We start from the raw sequence: 20942 nt of genomic DNA on the forward strand, positions 1-20942 counted from the left end.
CCGCCGGTCCTGCCCCTTTTTGCTGTGATGCGCTGACGATGTGAACCTCAGCGCGCCAAGCGGGAGGGTGTCGTCGTTGACAGCGGCTTCCTCAAAGTCAGCCCGCGGCTGGCACCATGGCAAGAAGACTGTCCTCAGACAGCCTGAAGCCGCTGTCCACCCATCGGCGCTCCAGGGTTTTCAAGACGGCTCCAAGATCACGGCCGGAAGCCATGCCGGCTTTCTGCAGATGGGTGCCGGTAATGGGAAACGACGGCCTTTCGAACGCGATGGCCGCCGCCAGAAGCCGCGACAGTGCCGCCGTTTCCGCAACGCGTCCGACGCCCTTCGCCTTTTCGACCGCCAGCGCCAGCCGCAGACGGTCGACGACGCCGCCTCGTTCATCGAAATAGAGCCGCGTACGGAGGGTCGCATCTTCCAGCGCTGAAGAAACGGGCTCGGCGGTCGCGAAAGCCAGCAGCCGGTCGCGCTCCGCATTGGACAGGCGCAGGCGCTTGGCGAGATCGGCAAGGCGCGCGGCATCCGGCGGAACGAGGCTTTCCAGCCGCAACAACGCATCGGGGCTCCAGCCGAAATGCGTCTCGGCGTCGATCAGTCCGTGGATCGCATCGATCCCCCATTTCTCGCTCTCAGGCAGCACCAGCGACAACACGCCCGTCTGCCGCATCCACAAGAGCGCGCGCGAGGGATCGGGCGCGGCGAGGAGCTTGCGCATCTCACCCCAGATACGCTCGGCCGAGAGTTTCTCGACGCCGGCCTTCAGCCGCGTCACCGCGCGCAGACCGGCTGCATCCGGCCGTCCTTCGCCGTACCAGGCAAAAAAGCGGAAGAAGCGCAGGACGCGGAGATAGTCTTCCTCGATCCGGCTTTCGGCCTCGCCGATGAAGCGCAGCGTCCGGCTTTCGATGTCGGCAATGCCGCCGACGAGGTCGAGGATGTTTCCCTCCGCATCGCAGTAGAGCGCGTTGATGGTGAAGTCGCGCCGTTCGGCGTCCGCCGTCCAGTCGCGCCCGAATTTCACCCGGGCATGGCGGCCGTTCGTCTCGACGTCCTGGCGCAGCGTCGTCACCTCGAAGGGCCGGCCCTTCGCCACCACCGTCACCGTGCCGTGCTCGATGCCCGTCGGTACGGTCTTGAAGCCCGCGGCCCCCGCTCGCTCGATCGTCGTCTGCGGCAGGGCGGTCGTCGCGATGTCGATGTCGGCGACCGCCTGTGCGAGCAAAGTGTTGCGGATCGCGCCGCCCACCACCCGCGCCTCTTCGTCGCCCTTGCCGACAAGCGCCGAGAGCAGCGCCTGCAGCGCGGCGTCCTTCAACCAGTCGGCGTCGATCCTCGGCACTGTCATGCGTAGAGCCTTTCGTAGAGCGCGCGGATGATGCCCGCCGTGACGCCCCAGATATGTCGGTTCTCGAAGGGCATGATGTAATAGGAGCGTTCGCGTCCCTGCCAGATCCGGCTTTCGCGGGCATGGTTGGCGGAATCCATGAGAAAGCCGAGCGGCACTTCAAAGACGTCCGCGACCTCGTCGGGGTTCGGCCGCAGCGTGAAACCGGGGCGCACGAGGCCGATCACCGGCGTGATGCGAAAGCCGGTGGTGGTGAGATAGCGCGGCAGCCGGCCGATCGTCTCGACGAAGTCGGGCGAGAGCGCGATCTCTTCCGAACTTTCGCGCAAGGCAGCCGCCTCAACCGAGGCATCGCCCGGATCGACCGAGCCGCCGGGAAAGGCGATCTGGCCGGAATGCTGCCTGAGATGGCCCGCCCGCGTCGTCAGGATCATTCCCGCGCCCTCAGGTCGATCCACGATCGGCACCAGGACCGCCGCCTCGCGCGCGCCCTGCCGCTCGACGAGTTGCTCGAGGTCGGGATTGAGCACGTGGTCGCCGACGTCGTTGCCCGGCACGTCGAGGCCGGCGCCGAGGACACGCGTGCGCAGATCCACCGCGCTGAAGGTGTCGAACCGCGGCGTCGGCATCATTCCGGCGCCTCGTCCGCAACCTCGCCCCAGGCCCCGTCCGGCAGAAAAAAGCGCGCGCCGCGGGAGGCGACGAAGCCGCGTCGGTCATCGCCGGTCTCGATCAGGTCGGCAAGGTCGAAGGCCAGAGGACGGGTCAGCCGCGCGTCGAGCCGGCCGCGGACGCGGACATAGGGCGTGAAGGCGCCGGAGGCCGGGTCGATGACGAAGCGCAAGGGATGCTCTGCGTCGGCGTTAACGACATCGCCGACATTGGTGCGAAAGGTAAGGGCCGGCGCCGCACCACGTGTATCCCGGTCCATCTCCACGGCGAGGAAGGGGACGTCTTCGACGGCGATGCTGAGCTTTTCCACCGGCGTGACGAGATAGGTTGAACCATCGTCGTCCCTGCGCAGGACCGAGCTGAAAAGCCGCACCAGCGCCGGGCGGGAAATGGGCGTTCCCTGATAGGTCCAGGACCCGTCGAAGAGAATGCGCATCTCGCTGTCGCCGCAGAAGGGCGGGTTCCAGCGGTCTACCGGCGGGGCTCCCTTGCCGGCGCGCTCGGCCCGCATGACCAGAGCGGCAAGTCCGGGCGAAAGCGCGTGGCGATCCTCGGTGATGGCGGCTCTCCTGTTGCAGCGCACGCTCACGTGAGCGGCTGGCGACGGCGAAGTGTCTGACACGTCTTATTTTAGCCCGCCTTCGCAGTCACGAAATAGTTGTGCCATGGCTGCTTGCCAGGATGCCCCCTGCCCGATTTCATGGCACAGACGCCAAGGCCCGCGCGCCCGCCTCGTTTCGATACACGGGCAGCACCGAGGCCGGCAAGGAACGGAGAACTCCCGATGACGATGCACGCGCCCCAGGACGCCGCCCTCGACGGCGAGGCGATCGTTGCTTTGGCCGAGAGCGCCCTTGCCGACATCGCCCGCGTGAAGGAATCCGTCGGTCGCGTCATCTTCGGCCAGGAGAGCGTCGTCGAGCAGACCGTCATCGCGATCCTTGCCGGTGGCCATGCGCTTCTCGTCGGCGTTCCCGGCCTTGCCAAGACCAAGCTCGTCGACACGCTCGGCATCGCGCTCGGCCTCGACGCCAAGCGCATCCAGTTCACGCCGGACCTCATGCCATCCGACATCGTCGGCTCCGAGGTGATGGACCAGGACGAGACCGGAAGGCGTTCCTTCCGATTCATTCGTGGCCCGGTCTTCGCGCAGCTGCTGATGGCCGACGAGATCAACCGCGCTTCGCCGCGCACGCAGTCGGCGCTCCTGCAGTCGATGCAGGAATACCACGTCACGGTCGCCGGCGAGCGCCACGACCTGCCGGCGCCTTTCCATGTGCTGGCCACGCAGAACCCGCTGGAGCAGGAGGGCACCTATCCCCTGCCCGAGGCGCAGCTCGACCGCTTCCTGATGCAGGTCGACGTCGCCTATCCCGACATCGACGCCGAGCGCCGGATCCTGATCGAGACGACGGGCGGAAGCGAGCAGAAGGCGCTGCCGGTGCTGACCGCGGCGCGGCTGCGCGAGATCCAGTCGCTCGTCCGCCGCATGCCGGTGCCCGAAAGCGTCGTCGAGGCGATCCTGGCGCTCGTCCGCTCGGCCCGCCCCGGCCATGGCAACAAGGAGGCCGACGCGCACATCGCCTGGGGTCCCGGACCGCGCGCCAGCCAGTCGCTGATGACCTGCGTGCGCGCCCGCGCGCTCTACGAGGGCCGTCTCGCGCCGTCGATCGACGATGTGATCGCGCTCGCCGAGCCGATCCTGCAGCATCGCATGGCCCTGAACTTTGCCGCACGTGCCGAGGGCATGAGCGTGCGCGACGTTATCGCCGCGCTGAAGCGAGATGCGGCGAAGGGCTGAATCCGGGATGGCAACCATCGGCCAGTCGGTCGACCTTACTTTCAGCGCCGATGCCCTCGTCCGGGCGCGCCAGCGCGCCGCGCTGCTGCCCGACCTCCTCGTCGAGGCCAAGCGTGTGGTGACGACGGTGATCGCCGGCTGGCACGGCCGCAGGCGCCGCGGCGTCGGCGAGAACTTCTGGCAGTTCCGTCCCTTCGTCGACGGTGGCGAGGTCGCGCGCATCGACTGGCGCCGATCGGCCCGCGACGACAATGTCTATCTGCGCGACCAGGAGTGGGAGGCGGCGCAGACCGTCTGGATCTGGGCCGATCCCTCGCCGTCGATGCTCTACAAGTCCGAGCTGGCGACGGTGTCGAAGGATTCGCGCGCCATCGTGCTCGTCCTGGCGCTCGCCGACCTCCTGTCGCGCTCCGGCGAGCGGATCGGCTATCCCGGCGTCCTCGACCCGATCTCCGCCCGCAATGCCGCCGAGCGCATCGCGACGGCGCTTGTCCCGACCCGGCCCGCCGGTTTTCCGCCGGACGACCGTATGAAGCGCTTCAGCGAAGTGGTTCTCGTCAGTGATTTCCTCGATCCGATCGAGGACATCGTCGGACGCATCGACCGCATCGCGCGGCGCGGAATCCGTGGCCATCTCATCGCCGTCGCCGATCCGGCCGAAGAAACCTTTCCCTACGCCGGTCGCACCGAGTTCCGCGACCCGGAGACCGGCGCCAAACTGACCGCGGGACGCGCCGAGGGACTGCGCGCAGAATACCTCCAGCTGTTCGAGGCCCGCCGCGTCTATCTCGGCGAGCACTGCCGGCGCCTCGGCTGGAGCTTTGTCGCGCACCGGACCGACCGCCTGGCGTCGGAGGCGCTGGTCGGCGTGCATGGCCGGCTGAGCGGCATCCCGCAATCGGCGGCGCGTCAGTTCGGCGGTGCGTCCGCCCGGCCGGCGAGCGGCAAGGGGCAGACCTCGTGATCGGCGGCCTCACCTTCGGCGCGCCGCTCATGCTGCTGGGCCTCCTGTCCCTGCCGGTGATCTGGTATCTGCTCAAGCTGACGCCGCCGCGGCCGCAGATGGAAGTGTTTCCGCCGCTTCGCATCCTGGCCCGCGTGGCGCGCGTCGAGGAAACGCCGGCCAAGAGCCCGTGGTGGCTGACGCTGCTGCGGCTGCTCCTCGCCGCCCTCGTCATCCTCGCGCTGGCCGCGCCCGTCCTCAACCCGCGCGAGGGACTCCTGTCCGGCGCAGGCCCGGTCGCGCTCCTCGTCGACAACGGCTGGGCAAGCGGCGCCGACTGGCCGGCCCGGCGCGATGCAGCCGAACAGGTGATCCGCGATGCCGGCGATGCCGGGCGGCCCGTGGCGCTTGCCTTCAGCGCCGAGGGAGCGACCGACGACGCGACGCCCGTCGAAGCTGCGCAGGCACTGGAACGCCTCGACGCCACCGTCGCGCGACCGATCCCGACCGACCGGCTCGCAGCGGCCACGCGGCTTGCGACGGCCCTCGACGGCGCCGGGGCGGGCTCGCTCGCCTTTCTCAGCGACGGCCTCGACGCCAGCGGCACGCTGGAAGCCGCCGCCGCTCTCGGCCGCATCGGTGCCGGCCAGGCCATCCTCTACCGCCCGTCCGTCGCTCCGCTGGTCGGCCTCACCGAGGCCGACAACTCGACCGAGGCCCTGGTGGTCAAGGCCGTCCGCCCGGAGGGCGTCACCGGCGACGCCAGCTTCACCGTGCGCGCCGTCGACAGCCAGAGCCGCGAGATCGGCACCGCGCCGCTCGCCTTCTCCGGCGATGCCACCTCGGCCGAGGCGCGCTTCACCGTGCCGGTCGAACTGCGCAACGACATCGCCCGCCTCGAGATCGGCGGCGCGGCGACGGCCGCGGCCGTGCGGCTTGTCGACGACAGCTTTCGCCGCCGCCGGGTCGGCCTTATCTCCGGCGAGGGCGCGGACGTCGCCCAGCCGCTGCTGTCGCCGCTCTACTACATCACCCGCGCGCTCGAGCCCTTCGCCGACCTCGCCCGCGCCGACAGCGCAGACCTCAACACCGCTATCCCGGCCCTCGTCGCCCGAAGGCCCTCGGTGATCGTGATGGCCGATATCGGTGTCCTGCCGGGCCCGGCGGAAACCTCGCTCCGCGACTTCGTCGACAAGGGTGGCTTTCTCGTTCGTTTTGCCGGGCCGCGCCTTGCTGCCTCGACCGGCGACGACCCGCTGGTGCCGGTGCGCCTGCGCAGCGGCGAGCGCGAACTCGGCGGCGCGATGTCCTGGTCGGAGCCGCAGAAGATCTCGCCCGTTCCGGCGACGAGTCCTCTCGCAGGCATCGGCATCGGCGAAGAGGTCAGCGTCACCCGTCAGCTTCTCGCCGAACCCTCGGTCGACCTCGCAGGGCGCACCTGGGTCAGCCTTGCCGACGGCACGCCGCTGATCACCGCCCAGACCGTCGGCGCCGGGACGATCGTCCTCTTTCACGTGACGGCCGAAGCGACATGGTCGAATCTGCCGATCTCGGGCGCCTTCGTCGACATGCTCCGGCGCATCGTGACGCTGTCGCGCTCGAGCGGTCCGGCGCCCGCGGGCGAGGCCGGTTCGGCTCTTGCCCAAAGCCTGCCGCCCTACCGGGTAATGGACGCCGAGGGCCGGCTTGCAGCACCCGGCGCCGAGGTCGAACCGTTGACGCTGGCGGCCGGCGCCGCTCCGTTGGTCAGCCGGCGCAACCCGCCCGGCCTCTACGGGACCGAGGCCGGCTACACCGCACTCAATCTCCTGGCCGCGGATGCCGCTCTGACGCCCCTTCCCCCCGTCGATCTCGGTGCGCCCGTGGCGGCGCGCGCCTATGGCAGCGAAAGTGCGCTCGACATGATGCCCTATCTCTTTGCCGCGGCGCTCGTCCTCTTTGCCCTCGACGCGCTGGCAATGCTGTGGCTGAACGGCGTTTTCGCCCGTTTCGCCCGCCGCGGTCGCGCGCGCGGGGCAACCGCCCTCCCGGTTCTTGCGATGCTGGGCCTTGGCCTTGCCGCCTCCTTCGCGGGGACTGGCCGGACCGAGGCGCAAGAGACGCGCCCGCCGGTCGCCGAGGCGAGAACCGGCGACGATGCGGCCCGCGCGCAAGCCGCCATCGCGGCGACGGAAACGACGCATCTGGCTTACGTCGAGACCGGCGAGACGGAGACCGACGAAATTTCCCGCCAGGGACTGGACGGCCTCTCGCAGTTCATCGCGGCCAAGACCGCGCTCGAGCCGGGAACGGCCGTCGGCGTCGACATCGCCGTGGACGAACTCGCCTTCTATCCGATCCTCTACTGGCCGATCGATCCCGCCGCCCCGATGCCCGCCGCCGCCGCGATCAGCCGCGTCGACGCCTACATGAAACAGGGCGGTACGGTGCTTTTCGACGTGCAGGACGACCTGATGTCGTCACTGGCCTCGACCAGCGTCTCCCCCGGCCAGGGCCGACTGCGCGACATCCTCGCCGATCTCGACATTCCGCCGCTGGAGCCGGTGCCGAGCGACCACGTCCTGACCAAGTCCTTCTACATCATGCGCGATTTTCCCGGCCGCCACACCGAGTCGCCGCTCTGGGTCGAGGCGCTGGTGCGCGATCCCAATGCCGAGAGCCGTCCCGCCAGCGCCGGCGACGGCGTCTCCTCGATCATGATCACCTCGAACGATTTCGCCCGCGCCTGGGCGGTCGACGAGAGCGGCCTGTTCCGTTTTCCGACCGATTCCAGCGATCCGTCGCAGCGTGAGTATGCCTACCGCGCCGGGGTCAACATCGTGATGTACGTGCTGACCGGCAACTACAAGTCGGATCAGGTGCATGTGCCCGCGCTTCTGGAAAGGCTGGGCCAATGACCTGGTCGATGCAGTTCGCCCCCTTCTTCTCCTGGCCGGTTCTGGCAGCCCTTGCCGTGCCTGCCGCGGTGCTGGTCGCGATTCTCGTCGCGGTGCGGATGCGCGGGTCGGTGCTGCGGATCCTGGCGCTCGCCGCGCTGATGCTGGCACTGCTCAATCCCGTGGTCCTGCGCGAAGAACGCGATCCCCTGAAGAGCGTCGTCGCCCTCGTCGTCGACGACAGTCAGAGCCAGACCATCGGCCAGCGCAGCGCGGAGACCGCGACGGCGGTAAAGGCGCTGCAGGAGAGCCTTGCGCGCTTTCCCGATTTCGAGGTCCGCACCGTCCAGGCGAAAAATGGCAATCCGGGCAGCAGCGATGCGACCACGGCGCTGTTCGGCGCGCTCGGCTCGGCCCTCGGCGACGTTCCGCCGGCCCGGGTCGCGGGCGCCATCATGGTCACCGACGGACAGGTCCACGACATTCCCGCCGATGCCGCGACGCTCGGCTTCGATGCACCGGTTCACGGCCTCGTCACCGGCCGGGCCGACGAGTTCGACCGGCGCATCGAGATCACCACCAGCCCGCGCTTCGGCCTCGTCGACCAGGACCAGCAGCTCACCTTCCGCGTCATCGAGGACGGACCACGCGCATCGCAGAGCCCTGTCGACGTTCGCGTCTTTCTGAACGGCGACCAGATCGGCCGCCAGCAGGTGACGCCCGGCGTCGACGCGAGCTACGATTTCAGCCTGCCCCGCGCGGGCCGGAATATCATCGAACTGTCCGCGGCCCGCGATCCGGACGAGATCACGCCGGTCAACAACCGCGCCATCGCCGAAGTCGACGGCATCCGCGAAAACCTGCGCGTTCTCCTCGTCTCCGGCGAGCCGCATGCCGGCGAGCGGACCTGGCGCAATCTGCTGAAGTCCGACGCCTCGGTCGACCTCGTCCATTTCACCATTCTGCGCCCGCCGGAAAAGCAGGACGGAACGCCGATCGACGAACTGTCGCTGATCGCCTTTCCGACGCGCGAACTCTTCGTCGAAAAGATCGACGATTTCGACCTGATCATCTTCGACCGCTACCAGCAGCGCGGCGTCCTCCCGGCGCTCTATTTCGACTACATCGCGCAATATGTCGAAAAGGGCGGCGCGATGCTGGTCGCCTCCGGACCGGAATATGCCGGCAACGATTCCGTCGCCACGACCTCGCTCGCCTCGATCCTGCCAGCCCTTCCAACCGGCACGATCGAACAGGAGGCCTTCCGGCCGGCTTTGTCGGATCTCGGCAGGAAGCATCCGGTGACGCGCGACCTGCCGGGCTCCGACCAGACACCGCCCGCCTGGAGCGAATGGTTCCGCTCGATCGACGTCGAGACGCCGCGCGGCGAGACGGTCATGAACGGGCCCGGCGGCAAGCCGCTTCTCGTCCTCGATCGCGCCGGCGAAGGCCGCGTCGCGCTGCTCCTGTCCGACCAGGGCTGGCTGTGGTCGCGCGGCTTCGAGGGTGGCGGCCCGCATGTCGCCCTCTTCCGGCGGCTCGCCCACTGGCTGATGAAGGAGCCGGAACTCGACGAGGAGGCGCTCGGCGCCGAGGCGCGCGGCGACGACCTGGTCGTCACCCGCCAGACCATCGGCGAGGATCCCGGTCCCGCCACCGTCGTGACGCCCTCCGGCGAGGCGCGGCAGGTGCCGTTGACGCAGGTTGGCGAAGGCCGCTGGGAGGGCACGCTGAAGACCGAGGAGCTGGGGCTCTACCAGGCGGCAAACGGTGATCTCAGGACCCTGGCCAATGTCGGCCCCGTCAATCCGCAGGAATATCGCGAGGCGGTGTCGACCACCGACAAGCTGCAGCCGATCGCCGACGCGACGCGCGGCAGCGTCCGGCGCATCGCCGCCGACGGCACGGTCGACGTTCCGCGGATCGTGCCGGTGCGCGGCCGCGCCGATGCGAACGGGCGCGACTGGATCGGCCTGAAGACGACCGAGGAGACCGTGCTGCGCGGCGTCGACCGCACGCCGCTCTTTGCCGGCTTCCTCGGCCTCGCCGTGCTCCTGCTGACGATCTCCGCCACCTGGTTCCGCGAGGGCCGCTAGAGCATGATCCCGAAAGGTGGCTTCCGGCTTTCGGGATCATGCGGAAACAAAGAACTGAAGCGGCTCGGCGATTCGAAGAAAAGCCATCCCGCTTTAGTTTCGGCCGTCCGGCGTCAGCCGCGCGACCGCACCCTGCCGGCCAGCCCTTCCAGTCCGCCGTCCACGAGCGGCAGGCCGAGGATGCGCGCGGGGTCGACCGGTCCCGGCATGGTGACCGACCCCGCCGGCAGCGGCCGGTAGCCAAGCGGCATGTAGTAGGCGCGGTCGCCGACCAGCATGATCGCCGTCTCGCCCCTGTCTCGCGCAGCCGCTTCTGCCAGCGCCATCAGCCGACGTCCGACCCCTTGCCCCTTGTAGACCGGGCGCACGGCCAGCGGCCCCAGCATCACGCAGGCGCGCGAGCCGATGGCGATGGGTGTCTGGCGCACGGAGCCGACGACCACGCCGTCGAAGATCGCGACGAAGGAAAGGTTTTCGTCATGCGGCGACATCTCTCTGACGCGTTCGGCGGCCCGGGCGAAGCGACCGGGCCCGAAAGCCTCGGCGGCAATCGCCTCGATAGCGGCAGCATGATCGGCTGTCTCCGGCAGGTACCGGACGGCAGGAAGAGAAAACATGGCGGGAAGATCCGGGCATGGGATGGGGTGCGGCATCCCTTGCGCAATGGCTCAGGCAGGCCGCGGGTTCGGCAACTCCGGCGCGTCGAGGCGCGAGGGGGATCGTCGTCGCTGAAAAACCACGCTCGTCTTCCTGCTGGCGATGAACGGCCGAAACCTTCCGGGCCCGGCGCCGCAATCGGGCTCGCGCGACGACGCAGTCCCGTTACCGGCAGGACCGATTAGCACTCCCCCGCCCCTGCGTCCATCGACCGCGCCACGCGCTCGCCGGCCGGGTTGACGCAGTGTTCGCCTTGACGTTCCGGTCCGGCGCTTCCCATGTGGAGCGTGGGCGTTACAGGATCGGAGACGGAAAATGGGACTTCTGGTCGAAGGCCGCTGGCAGGACAAATGGTACGAGTCGAAGAACGGTAGCTTCGAGCGGACCGTGACGGAGTTCCGCGACTGGATCACCCCCGACGGCGCGCCGGGCCCCGCAGGGCAGAAAGCCTTCCCGGCGGAGACCGGCCGTTATCACCTCTACATCTCCCTCGCCTGTCCCTGGGCGCATCGAACGCTGATCGTGCGACGACTGAAGAAGCTCGAAGACGTCGTCTCGCTGTCGGTGGTCGATTTCCTGATGGCCGAGAACGGCTGGGTTTTCTCCGACCGCCCCGGCGCCATTGGCGACAGCGTGCTCGGCAAGGATCGCCTCTACGAGGTCTACACCGAGGCAAAACCGGATTTCACTGGCCGCGTCACCGTGCCGGTCCTCTGGGACAAGCAGACCGGCACCATCGTCAACAACGAGTCCGCGGAGATCATCCGGATCCTCAATTCGGGCTTCGGTGACCTCGCCGACACCTCGGTGGACCTCGCGCCCGAGGCGCTGCTGCACGAGATCGACGCGATCAACGCCCGCGTCTACGACCGGATCAACAACGGCGTGTACAAATGCGGCTTCGCCACCACCCAAGGTGCCTACGAAGCGCCCTTCCACCAGTTGTTCGCCGAGCTCGACGCGCTGGAGGCACTCCTGTCGACGCAGCGCTATCTCGTCGCCGGCGGGATCACCGAGGCGGACTGGCGTCTCTTCACGACCCTGATCCGCTTCGACGCCGTCTATCACGGTCATTTCAAGTGCAACGCCCGGCAGATCGCCGATTATCCGAACCTCTTCAACTACATGCTGGATCTCTACCAGCAGGACGGCATCGCCGAGACCGTGAACTTCGAGCATATCAAGGGGCACTACTACCAGAGCCACACGATGATCAATCCGACGGCCATCGTTCCCCGCGGGCCCGACCAGAATCTCCTGCAGGCGCATAACCGGCAGAGTGTCCCGTTGAAAGGCTGACGGTCGAAAGGAGATTCCCAAGGTCGGCGCTGCTCACCAGTAAGGGTCGAACGGCCCGTCTGAGGCAAGTTCCGCAAGGCGTCGGCGGGTGGCCGGCGAGGTTTCTTCCGGCAAGGCGGCGGGATCGAAGAAACCGGATTCGGCGATCTCGCCGCCGGCAGGTTTTGCCTCGGTCTGCCGGACATTGCGGCAGACGTAGAAGGCGACGTGGTCGCGGCGCGAGGCGAAGTCGTTGAAGTAGAGGGCGACGAGGCGGGGCGGATCGGCGAGGACGAGATTGCCCTCCTCGCGCAGCTCCCGCCGCATCCCCTCCTCGATCGTCTCGCCGGGATCGACGCCGCCGCCCGGCATGTGCCAGCCGGCGATGTAGCTGTGACGGACAAGGAAGATGCGTCCGGTCTCGTCGTAGGCGGCACAGCGCGTGCCGAGCGTCATCGGCCGCATCAGGACATGGGCGAGGTGGAACAGCCGAAGCTTCAGGCCGGCCTTCACGAAGACCTGCCCTCCAGCCTCTTTCCCTTTCGCATCAGGTGGCTAGATGCTTGGCCATGTTCACACTCGCGCATCTCTCCGATATCCATCTCGGTCCCCTCCCGGAGCTCTCGTTCCGGGAACTCGCGTCCAAGCGCGTCACCGGCTACGTCAACTGGCACCGCAACCGGCGGCGCGTGATGTTCGGCGACACCTTGACCTCGCTTGTCGCCGATATGAAGGCGCACAAGCCCGACCATGTGGCGGTGACCGGCGATCTGGTCAACCTCGCGACCAAGACCGAAATCGTCGGTGCCGGGCTATGGCTGCAGGATCTCGGCGGGCCCCTTGATGTCTCGGTCGTGCCCGGCAATCACGACGCCTATGTGCCGGGCGCGCTGAAACGCGCCTGCGCCGAATGGCATGACTACATGGTCGGCGACAATCCGCTCGCCTCCATCGGCCATCTCTTTCCCTATGTGCGACTGCGCGGCAATGTGGCGATCTTCGGCGTCAACAGCGCCGAGGCGACGGCGCCGTTCTTTGCCACCGGCAGCTTCAAGCGCAAGCAGGCGCTGGCCTTGGCGAAGATGCTCGAAGCCTGCCGGACGACGGGGCATTTCTGCGTGGTGATGATTCATCATCCGCCCGTCTCGAACGCCACCTCCTGGCACAAGCGGCTGATGGGCAAGCAGTTCTTCTGGAAGGTGATCCGCGAGGTCGGGGCCGACCTCGTCCTCCATGGCCATACCCATCTCGACACGCTGCATTGGATCGCCGGCACCGACGGGCTCGTGCCCGTGGTCGGGGTTCCCTCGGCCAGCCAGAATGCCGGCAGCGAGAAACCGGCGGCGCGCTACAACCTCTTTCAGATTGACGGCGAGCCCGGCGCGTGGACGCTGGTGCAGCGCGAGCGCGGATTGAAGCGGGACGGCAGCGGCATCGACTGGATTCGCGAGCGGCAGTTGATGACGAATGGCGAGACCGCCAATGTCGGGGACCAGGAGGATGCGCCGCCGGCCGGCTCGGCGCGGTAGCAGACCTTCCAAGGAGGCTGCCATCGCCGTTGCAGGCAGGGCCGGGCTCGGGCAGAGCTAGGGTCCCAGCCTTGCGAGCGCCGCCGATGCACAGATTGCCGCCCCTTCCCGCCGTCTCCGCCGGCCTTCTGGCCGCCTTCGTCGGTTTCACGAGTTCCTTTTCCGTCATCCTCCAGGGGCTCGGCGCCATGGGCGCGACACGCCTCGAGGCGGCCTCCGGCCTGATGGCGCTGTCGCTGGCGATGGGCCTTTGCGGCATCGTCCTCAGCCTGAAGACCCGGATGCCGGTCTCGATCGCCTGGTCGACGCCCGGCGCCGCGCTGCTGGCGACCTCCGCCATGCCGGTGGGCGGTTTCACAGCGGCCGTCGGCGCCTTCGTCGTAGCGGGAATGCTGGTCGTTCTGGCCGGCCTGGTCAGGCCGCTCGGCCGGCTGGTCGGCCGACTCCCGGCCAGCCTCGCCAATGCCATGCTTGCCGGCATCCTGTTCTCGCTGTGCCTTGCGCCGGTGCGCGCCATCGCCGCCGAACCCATGGCGGGACTTTCCGTCGCCGGAACCTGGCTCGTCGTGTCCCGGCTGAACCGGCTCCTGGCGGTCCCAGCGGCAGCGCTCGTCGCCATCGGGATCATCGCCGCGACCCATGCAGGCGACCTGTCCGCCCTTGGCACCACGCATCCCGCGCCGGTCTTCGTCGTCCCCGACTTCACGCTGCAAAGCGTCATCGGCATCGCCCTGCCGCTCTTCCTCGTGACCATGGCCTCGCAGAACATTCCGGGCCTCGCCATCCTCAAGGTCAATGGATACGCGCCCGCCCCCGGTCCGCTCTTCGTCGCAACCGGCGTCTTCAGCCTCGGCGCCGCGCCCTTTGGCGGGCACGCAGTAAATCTGGCGGCGATCACCGCGGCGATCTGCGCCGGCGAGGAGGCGGGGCCGGATCGCGACCGGCGCTTTTGGTCGGGTGTCGTTTCAGGACTGGCCTATATCGGCTTCGGCCTTGCGGCCGGGCTGGTCACCGCCTTTGCGAGCCTGTCGCCGCTTCTGATCCAGGCCGTGGCCGGGTTGGCGTTGATCGGCGCCTTCTCCGGCGCGGTGCATGCGGCCATGGCCGCGCCGGGCGAACGGGAGGCCGCGACGCTGACCTTCCTCGTCACCGCGTCGGGGATCGCCATTCTCGGGATCAGCGCACCGTTCTGGGGACTTCTTGCCGGAGCGATCCTGTTGTTCGTCGGCCGGCGCAAGATCGCCGCTCAGCCGGCTGCTGCGACGGCATCCAGCCCGGCAGATCATCCGCAGGCGTCGTGACGACCTCGCGCGAGGGGGCGCCAGCAGCCGTCGCAGCGATCGTCAGTTCAGCGAAAATCCGCGCATCGAGGCGATCGCATAGAGCGTCCCTGCGCCAATGACCATGCCGATCATCAGCCAGGAGAGAGCGACGGCAAAGCCGGCGCCGGATGGGGCCTGTGCCGGCCGGGCCTGAATCGGCGCGGCCGGCTCGGCTCTTTTTGCGCCACGGTCGAGCACCCTCACGCCGAGCCCGTCGCTATCGGCAAAGGCCTTGTCGCGCTCGACGATGCGTTCGGCGACGTAGTCGGTGACACGATCGGCGATGACGGCGATATCGCCGGACTCGCCGAGCATGATCCGTCCGAGGCGCGTCTCGCGGGCAAAGCGGTAGGTTCGCCGGTCGCGCGCCATCGAGACATGCGCCGTTCCGTCGACCCAGAAGCGCGGCTGCGGGCCGCCGGAAATGGTGAAGTCGAAGCGGTCGTCACCGGGCGGGATCTCGTCGGCGACGCTCTGCATTTCCTCGGCAAGAATCTCCAGTCGCGCCCGATCGGCTTCGCGGATGTCGACGACGACGTCGCTGCGATGCGCCGCGGCGATCTTGGCCGCCCGGACCGCATCGGCAAGCCGCCGCGTTCCCATCAGGGATGAGACATTGTCCTTGCCCTCGCCCATCGGTTCTCGACCTCGCTCACCGGTAACAATCGGTTAACCATAAGGCGGCGCGCCGCGAATGGAAACAGTCGCCGACGCAGACTGTCCGCGCCGCACCTCGGCGCGAGGCGCATGTCCGCGTCGATTATTCCACACGCTCGATGGCTTGACGGATTTCGGCGATGACATCGCCGGGCGCTTCGTCCATCAGCATGTGCCCGGCATCGGCAAGGGCGGAGAGGGAGAAGCCGGCCGGCACGCCGCCGCTCTGGGCAAAGGGGGTGATTCTGTCCTCGCGGCCCCAGATGAGACGGACCGGCACGCCCGTCGCGGCGACGGCGTCGAGCGGCAGCGACCCTTGCACCCCGCCGCGAAACAGAAGCGCGAAGATCGCTGCCAGCGCCTCGGCGGATTGCGATGCGCGGACCCGCCGATGCAGAGCGAGCACCGTCTCGTCCGGCTGCCAGCCCGCCCGACCGAGACCGATCAGGCCATCCCGCATCTCGGCATCGGACCTTGCCCGCACGATTCGATCGAGCGCACTCGCGCCGATCTCCGGACCAAACCCGCCGGGCGCCAGAAGAGTGAGCGAGGCGACGCGCGCCGGCGCAAACAGCGCCACCAGCGCGGCGATCGCGCCGCCCATGGAATGGCCGACGAGATGCGCCGAGACGATGGCATGCCGGTCGAGTTCGGCAATCACGGCCCGCGCCGCCAGTTTTGGTGGACCGAAGCCGGGAAAGTCCTGCGCGGCGCCATGCCCCGGCAGGTCGAAGGCCAAGGTCGGGCGGTCCGCCGCGATCACCGGCTGGATGGCATCCCAGGAAAGCGCCGCGCCGCCAAAGCCATGCAGAAAGATCGCGGACGTTCCGGCACCCGCTCCCATCGCGATGACCGGCAGCGGAGGACCGGGCGAGACCGAAGCCCGCGCCGCGCTCACCGCTTCAGGTCCGCGCGGGCGAAAAGGGCAGGCGCGCCGTAACCGAGATGCGGTCGGGATCGGTCTTCACGTGCAACAAGGCCGGTCCACCGTCGGCCACCGCCGCATCGAAGGCAGCGGCAAAATCTTCCGACCGTTCGACGGTTGCGGCGAAAGCGCCATAGCTCCGGGCGAACGCGGCGAAGTCCGGATTGACCAGCGCCGTCGCCGAGGGGCGGCCGGGGTAATGCCGCTCCTGGTGCATGCGGATGGTGCCGTACTGGCTGTTGTCGAAGACGAGAACGATGACCGCCGCGCCCGCCTGGACGGCCGTGCCGAACTCCTGCATCGTCATCTGGAAGCAGCCGTCGCCGGCAAAGCATACCACCGTGCGATCAGGGTGCCGGAGTTTCGCGGCCACCGCCGCCGGCAGGCCGTAGCCCATCGAGCCGGAGGTCGGCGCGAGCTGCGCTGCATGATCGGAAAAGCGGTGAAAGCGATGCAGCCAGCCGGCATAGTTGCCGGCGCCGTTGGTCAGTGTGCTCCTTGCCGGCAGCACCTTTTCCAGATGCGCCATGGCGACGTTCATGTCGACATAGCCGGACCGGGCAGCGGCGTCCGGGGTCGGCGTCGACCAGGCGAGATAGGCGGCATGGGCCTCTTCCGCCTGCCCGGACCACGCGACCGTCGCCGGTGCCACCAGTTGCGCCGCCTTGCGCGCGAAGGAGACGGGATCGGAGAGGATCGACAGCGCCGGATGATAGAGCCGGCCGAGCTCGGTGTCGTCCGGCAGGACGTGGACGAGGCGCTGCTTCGGCGTCGGAACGTCGAACAGCGTGTAGCCCTGGCTCGGCATCTCGCCGAGGCGGGCACCGATGGCGATGACGAGGTCGGAGGCCTCGATGCGCGCCTTCAGCGCCGGCGATATGCCGATGCCGACATCGCCGGCATAGTTGGGATGAAGGCTTGGAAACAGCGACTGGCGCCGGAAGGAGCAGGCGACGGGCAGATGGAAATGCGCTGCGAATTCCTGGATGTCCGCAATGGCGCCGTCCGTCCAGCGCGAGCCGCCGAGGATGAGGATCGGCGACTTCGCGCCCTCCAGCATCGCCCAGAGGTCCTCGAGCTTGGACTCGGCCGGATGGATGTCGATGGCATCGACCCGGCTCGGAATGTCCGCCTCCGCCTCGCCCGAGAGCGTGTCCTCCGGGAGAGCGATGACAATCGGACCGGGCGCGCCGTCGAGCGCGAGGCGAAAAGCTTCGGCGACGAGATCGGGAAGCTCGGCGGCGGTCGCGGCTTCGAACACCGCCTTGGCCATGCCGCCGAACATCTTGTCGTAGTCGACCTCCTGGAAAGCACCGTGACCGCGGAACTCGGTCGGCACCTGGCCGATGAAGAGGATCATCGGCGTCAGGTCATGCGCGGCGACGTGGACGCCTGCCGAGGCGTTCGTCGCCCCCGGCCCCCGCGTCACGAAGGCGATGCCGGGCCGCCCGGTGAGCTTGCCGTCGGCCTCGGCCATCATCGCCGCGCCCCCTTCCTGCCGGCAGAGGACGGTGTCGATGCCGCTGTCGACGAGCGCGTCGAGCACCGGGAGATAGCTCTCCCCCGGCACGCAGAAGACGCGAGAGACGCCCTGCCCTTCGAGCGCGCGGACGAGGAGGACGCCGCCTTCAACCCTCATTTCACGGCTCCGACGATCCGGTTGGCCGCCGAGACGATACCCTGCAGCGAAGCGGTGACGATGTTCTTGTTGATCCCGGCGCCGAACAGACGGCCGCTGCCGTGCGGCGCGCCCTCATACTCGATGTCCATGTAGGAGATCGCCGAAGCGTTCGAGCCGTGCTGCAGAGAGTGCTCGGAGTAGTCGGCGACCGACATGTCGACCCCGAGATGGCGCGACAGGGCATCGATGAAGCCGTCGATCGGTCCGGTGCCCCGGCCTGAAATCGTCACCTCCGTGCCGCCGTCGAGGATCGCCGCCTCGAGCAGGCGCTCGCCGCGGTGCTCGGGGTCCGGCAGGGTGTGGTGGTCGAGGAAGCGGATGCGCGCACCGGGCTGCTCGACATAGCGCTCGATGAAGCGGTCGTAGATGCGCTTGACCGACAGCTCGGTGCCCTCGGCGTCGGTGATGCGCTGGATGTCCTCGCGGAACTCGACCTGCAGCGCGCGCGGCAGGTTCAGGCCGTAGTCGGCCTGCAGGACGTAGGCGATCCCGCCCTTGCCGGACTGCGAGTTGATCCGGATGATCGCCTCGTAGGAGCGGCCGACATCCTGCGGGTCGATCGGCAGATAGGGTACTTCCCAGAGCGTCTTGTTCGACGCCCGCGAGGCCTTCATGCCCTTGTTGATCGCATCCTGGTGCGAGCCGGAAAAGGCGGTGTAGACGAGCTCGCCGACGTAAGGGTGGCGCTCGGGGATCGTCAGCTGGTTGCAGTATTCGTAGACGTCCTTGATCTTGTTGACGTCGGAGACGTCGAGCAAGGGGTCGACGCCCTGCGTGAACATGTTCAGCGCCAGCGTGACGATGTCGACATTGCCCGTGCGCTCTCCATTGCCGAACAGCGTGCCCTCGACGCGGTCGGCGCCCGCCAGGAGCCCGAGCTCGGTTGCCGCGATGGCGGTGCCGCGATCGTTGTGCGGATGCAGCGAGACGATGACGTTCTCGCGGTTGTCGAGATTGCGGCACATCCACTCGATCTGGTCGGCATGGATGTTCGGCGTCGACATCTCGACCGTCGCCGGCAGATTGATGATGAGCTTGTTCTCGGCGGTCGGCTTGATGACCTCGATCACCGCGTTGGAGATCTCCAGCGCGAAGTCGAGTTCGGTGCCGGTGAAGCTTTCGGGCGAATATTCGAAGCGATAGCCACCGCCGGCCTTGTCGGCCATTTCGGTGATCATCCTTGCCGCTTCGACGGCGATGTCGCGCACGCCGGCGCGATCCTTCTGGAAGACGACCCGGCGCTGCAATTCGCTGGTCGAATTGTAGAAATGCACGATCGGCCGGTGCGCGCCCTCCAGCGATTCGAAGGTCCGGGCGATCAGCTCCGGCCGGCACTGCACCAAGACCTGCAGCGACACGTCCTCGCCGACGCCGCCGTGCTCGACGCACCAGCGGGCGAAGTCGAAATCGGTCTGCGAGGCCGAGGGAAAGCCGATCTCGATCTCCTTGAAGCGCATCCATTTCAGGAGCTGGAAGAAACGCTCCTTCTTTTCCTGGCCCATCGGATCGACGAGCGCCTGGTTGCCGTCGCGCAGATCGACGGAGCACCAGATCGGCGGCTTTTCGATGCGCTTGGACGGCCAGGTGCGGTCGGCAAGATCGACCGGGGGATAGGGCTGATATTTTGCTGCGGCCTTCGCCATGACCGGGGCTGGACCGGTCGAGGCTGGCGCGGGTGTTTCAATCGAGAATGCGGACATGGAGGTGGACCTTCGTCGCTCGTCGAAGACGGCGCGCCCGTCCTGCGGGCCGCGGCATCGTCTTCAGAATGGAAACCGGCATGAAGCGCAAGGGGCTCGGTGCACGCGGCGACCGGCTCGATCGCCGGACGCCCCTTGAACTAACGGGTCCGGCGATCGCTTCTAAGCGGAAGGAGGCGGAGCTTCGGCGCGCGCGCGACAGCAGGGCCGGTCGACAAGGACAGGGCCAGGATCGTCAGAAGGGCGAGCGAAAAGTTCATGTCGTCAGCCTAGACGATCCCGCCGAGACTGCAAGACCGAAAGTTCAGGCGGACTCGCTCAGCCGGAACCGCAATTCGGAGATCGCCCCGCCATCGTTGCGGAAGGCGAAGCTGCCGCCGAGTTGCTGCGTCAACGACAGGACGATGCGCATGCCGAGATTGCGCGAGCGCCCCGCCTCGTAGCCGTCTGGCCAGCCGGGACCATCGTCGGCGACGGTCATGACGATCTCGTCATCGCGGTTCCGGTGCAGGCTGACCGCGAGCACCCCCGCGCGGGCGTCGGCAAAGCCGTGCTCGATGGCATTGGAGATCAGTTCGGTCGCGATCAGGCCGAGCGGAACGGCCATTGCCGCGGGCACCTCCACCGGTTCGGCATCGACGACATAGGAGACGTGACCGGCGCCCGAGGCCTCGATCAGATCGGGCCCGAGACGCTCGAGATAGGGGGCGAGATCGAGGCTTTGCCGGGAGGGGTCGTGCAGTTGGCGCTGGATCTTGGCGATCAGGCCGATCCGTGCCGAGGCCTGGACGAGTGCCGCCTGACCCGCTTCACCTTCGAGCGCCCGCGACTGGGCGCTCAGCATGGCGGAGACCACCGCGAGATTGTTGGAGACGCGGTGCTGCAGTTCCTGAAACAGGAGGTCGCGCTGCCGGGCGTATTCCTCCGCCTTCTCGCGCTCCCGATTGAGCCGGTCGACGGACAGATGCATCCAGTGCAGGAGGAAGATGTCGACAGCGACGATGGCGACGTAGAAGACAAGCGCCAGCGCTGCTCCGGCCGTCAGGGTCAGGGAATGAAACGGCGGGATGAAGAAGTACCAGGATGCCAGTCCGCAGGCCACCGCGACCGCGATACCGGGATAAAGCCCGGCAACAAAGGTCGTCAGGATCACCGCCGGGAAGAAGGTAACGAAGGGGAAGCCGACAGGGAGGACGTTGACGAGCCCGTAGCGCAGCGCGAACGCGACGGCAAATGCGGCCAGCGCCACCGACCATTGCCAGACTCGCCGTCTGCGCAAATACGCCGTCCGTGTAAGGACAAGGTGTACCGGCCTGATCAGCGATTGCTTTTCCGTCTGACCCAAGGTGCCGGTATTCCTCATTCGATCGACGAAGGTGCCGCAGCGTCGACAACGCTCAGTCATGGGCCCGATTGCCTAACACCGAATTGCGGGCCGGGACAAATTGTCGGCGTCTTGT

General features: G+C 67.9%; 17 protein-coding genes. 7 read left to right on the top strand and 10 right to left on the bottom strand.

Translation table 11 applies throughout. The features are described 5' to 3' along the window. Positions 1-97: 97 nt before the first annotated feature. Genes Sa4125_RS16865 through Sa4125_RS16875 form a run of 3 tightly spaced genes read right to left on the bottom strand, consistent with a single transcriptional unit; the run spans position 98 to position 2528 of the window. Positions 98-1345: a CCA tRNA nucleotidyltransferase gene (locus tag Sa4125_RS16865; protein WP_223999734.1), complete on the bottom strand. Its 1248-nt coding sequence runs from the start codon at positions 1343-1345 to the stop codon at positions 98-100. Further along, positions 1342-1977, bottom strand: coding sequence for a CoA pyrophosphatase (locus Sa4125_RS16870; RefSeq protein WP_223999736.1), 636 nt, complete (start codon positions 1975-1977; stop codon positions 1342-1344). The genes Sa4125_RS16865 and Sa4125_RS16870 overlap by 4 nt, the downstream gene beginning before the upstream one ends. Beyond that, entirely contained in the window at positions 1974-2528 is a 555-nt protein-coding gene (locus Sa4125_RS16875) for a DUF1285 domain-containing protein (RefSeq protein WP_224007886.1), read from the bottom strand. Before Sa4125_RS16875 ends, Sa4125_RS16870 begins: the two co-directional genes overlap by 4 nt. Positions 2529-2801: 273 nt before the next feature. Here Sa4125_RS16875 and Sa4125_RS16880 point away from each other — a divergent pair, with 273 nt between their 5' ends. Genes Sa4125_RS16880 through Sa4125_RS16895 form a run of 4 tightly spaced genes read left to right on the top strand, consistent with a single transcriptional unit; the run spans position 2802 to position 9733 of the window. Then, the gene (locus Sa4125_RS16880; RefSeq protein WP_223999739.1) at positions 2802-3818 is read left to right on the top strand and encodes a MoxR family ATPase; all 1017 of its coding nucleotides are present in this window, start codon (positions 2802-2804) and stop codon (positions 3816-3818) included. A gap of 7 nt (positions 3819-3825) precedes the next feature. After that, positions 3826-4782, top strand: coding sequence for a DUF58 domain-containing protein (locus tag Sa4125_RS16885; protein WP_223999741.1), 957 nt, complete (start codon positions 3826-3828; stop codon positions 4780-4782). Beyond that, positions 4779-7658: a DUF4159 domain-containing protein gene (locus tag Sa4125_RS16890; protein WP_223999743.1), complete on the top strand. Its 2880-nt coding sequence runs from the start codon at positions 4779-4781 to the stop codon at positions 7656-7658. The genes Sa4125_RS16885 and Sa4125_RS16890 overlap by 4 nt, the downstream gene beginning before the upstream one ends. Continuing rightward, entirely contained in the window at positions 7655-9733 is a 2079-nt protein-coding gene (locus Sa4125_RS16895; RefSeq protein ID WP_223999745.1) for a hypothetical protein, read from the top strand. Before Sa4125_RS16890 ends, Sa4125_RS16895 begins: the two co-directional genes overlap by 4 nt. 113 nt (positions 9734-9846) lie before the next feature. Here the strand turns inward: Sa4125_RS16895 and Sa4125_RS16900 are convergent, their stop codons facing one another. Beyond that, positions 9847-10350 (bottom strand): N-acetyltransferase, encoded by a 504-nt coding sequence (locus Sa4125_RS16900; RefSeq protein WP_223999747.1) that lies wholly within the window; start codon positions 10348-10350, stop codon positions 9847-9849. Between the two features lie 355 nt (positions 10351-10705). Between Sa4125_RS16900 and Sa4125_RS16905 the strand changes: the two genes are divergently transcribed. Beyond that, entirely contained in the window at positions 10706-11689 is a 984-nt protein-coding gene (locus tag Sa4125_RS16905; RefSeq protein ID WP_223999749.1) for a glutathione S-transferase family protein, read from the top strand. A gap of 33 nt (positions 11690-11722) precedes the next feature. Here the strand turns inward: Sa4125_RS16905 and Sa4125_RS16910 are convergent, their stop codons facing one another. Further along, a complete protein-coding gene (locus Sa4125_RS16910) occupies positions 11723-12181 on the bottom strand; it encodes an NUDIX domain-containing protein (protein WP_223999751.1) in 459 nt (152 codons plus the stop codon). Between the two features lie 56 nt (positions 12182-12237). On the opposite strand from Sa4125_RS16910, the gene Sa4125_RS16915 reads away from it, so the two are divergent. Both Sa4125_RS16915 and Sa4125_RS16920 read left to right on the top strand, forming a co-directional pair. Continuing rightward, positions 12238-13197, top strand: a complete 960-nt coding sequence (locus Sa4125_RS16915) for a metallophosphoesterase (protein WP_223999753.1) — start codon at positions 12238-12240, stop codon at positions 13195-13197. Between the two features lie 86 nt (positions 13198-13283). Beyond that, entirely contained in the window at positions 13284-14498 is a 1215-nt protein-coding gene (locus Sa4125_RS16920) for a benzoate/H(+) symporter BenE family transporter (protein WP_223999754.1), read from the top strand. Between the two features lie 42 nt (positions 14499-14540). On the opposite strand, the gene Sa4125_RS16925 is transcribed toward Sa4125_RS16920, so the two are convergent. The 5 genes from Sa4125_RS16925 to Sa4125_RS16945 form a co-directional block, all read right to left on the bottom strand. Beyond that, on the bottom strand, positions 14541-15155 hold the full coding sequence (locus Sa4125_RS16925) for a hypothetical protein (protein ID WP_223999755.1): 615 nt from the start codon (positions 15153-15155) through the stop codon (positions 14541-14543). 124 nt (positions 15156-15279) lie between these two features. After that, complete coding sequence (locus Sa4125_RS16930; RefSeq protein ID WP_223999756.1) at positions 15280-16074, bottom strand: alpha/beta fold hydrolase; 795 nt, start codon at positions 16072-16074, stop codon at positions 15280-15282. A gap of 4 nt (positions 16075-16078) precedes the next feature. Further along, the gene (locus Sa4125_RS16935; RefSeq protein ID WP_223999757.1) at positions 16079-17740 is read right to left on the bottom strand and encodes a thiamine pyrophosphate-binding protein; all 1662 of its coding nucleotides are present in this window, start codon (positions 17738-17740) and stop codon (positions 16079-16081) included. Further along, a complete protein-coding gene (leuA, locus tag Sa4125_RS16940; RefSeq protein WP_224007888.1) occupies positions 17737-19425 on the bottom strand; it encodes a 2-isopropylmalate synthase in 1689 nt (562 codons plus the stop codon). The genes Sa4125_RS16935 and leuA overlap by 4 nt, the downstream gene beginning before the upstream one ends. Positions 19426-19786: 361 nt before the next feature. Then, positions 19787-20761, bottom strand: coding sequence for a histidine kinase dimerization/phosphoacceptor domain -containing protein (locus tag Sa4125_RS16945; RefSeq protein ID WP_223999758.1), 975 nt, complete (start codon positions 20759-20761; stop codon positions 19787-19789). Positions 20762-20942: the final 181 nt, after the last annotated feature.

The sequence above is a fragment of the Aureimonas sp. SA4125 genome (genome assembly GCF_019973775.1).
GTDB lineage: Bacteria > Pseudomonadota > Alphaproteobacteria > Rhizobiales > Rhizobiaceae > Plantimonas.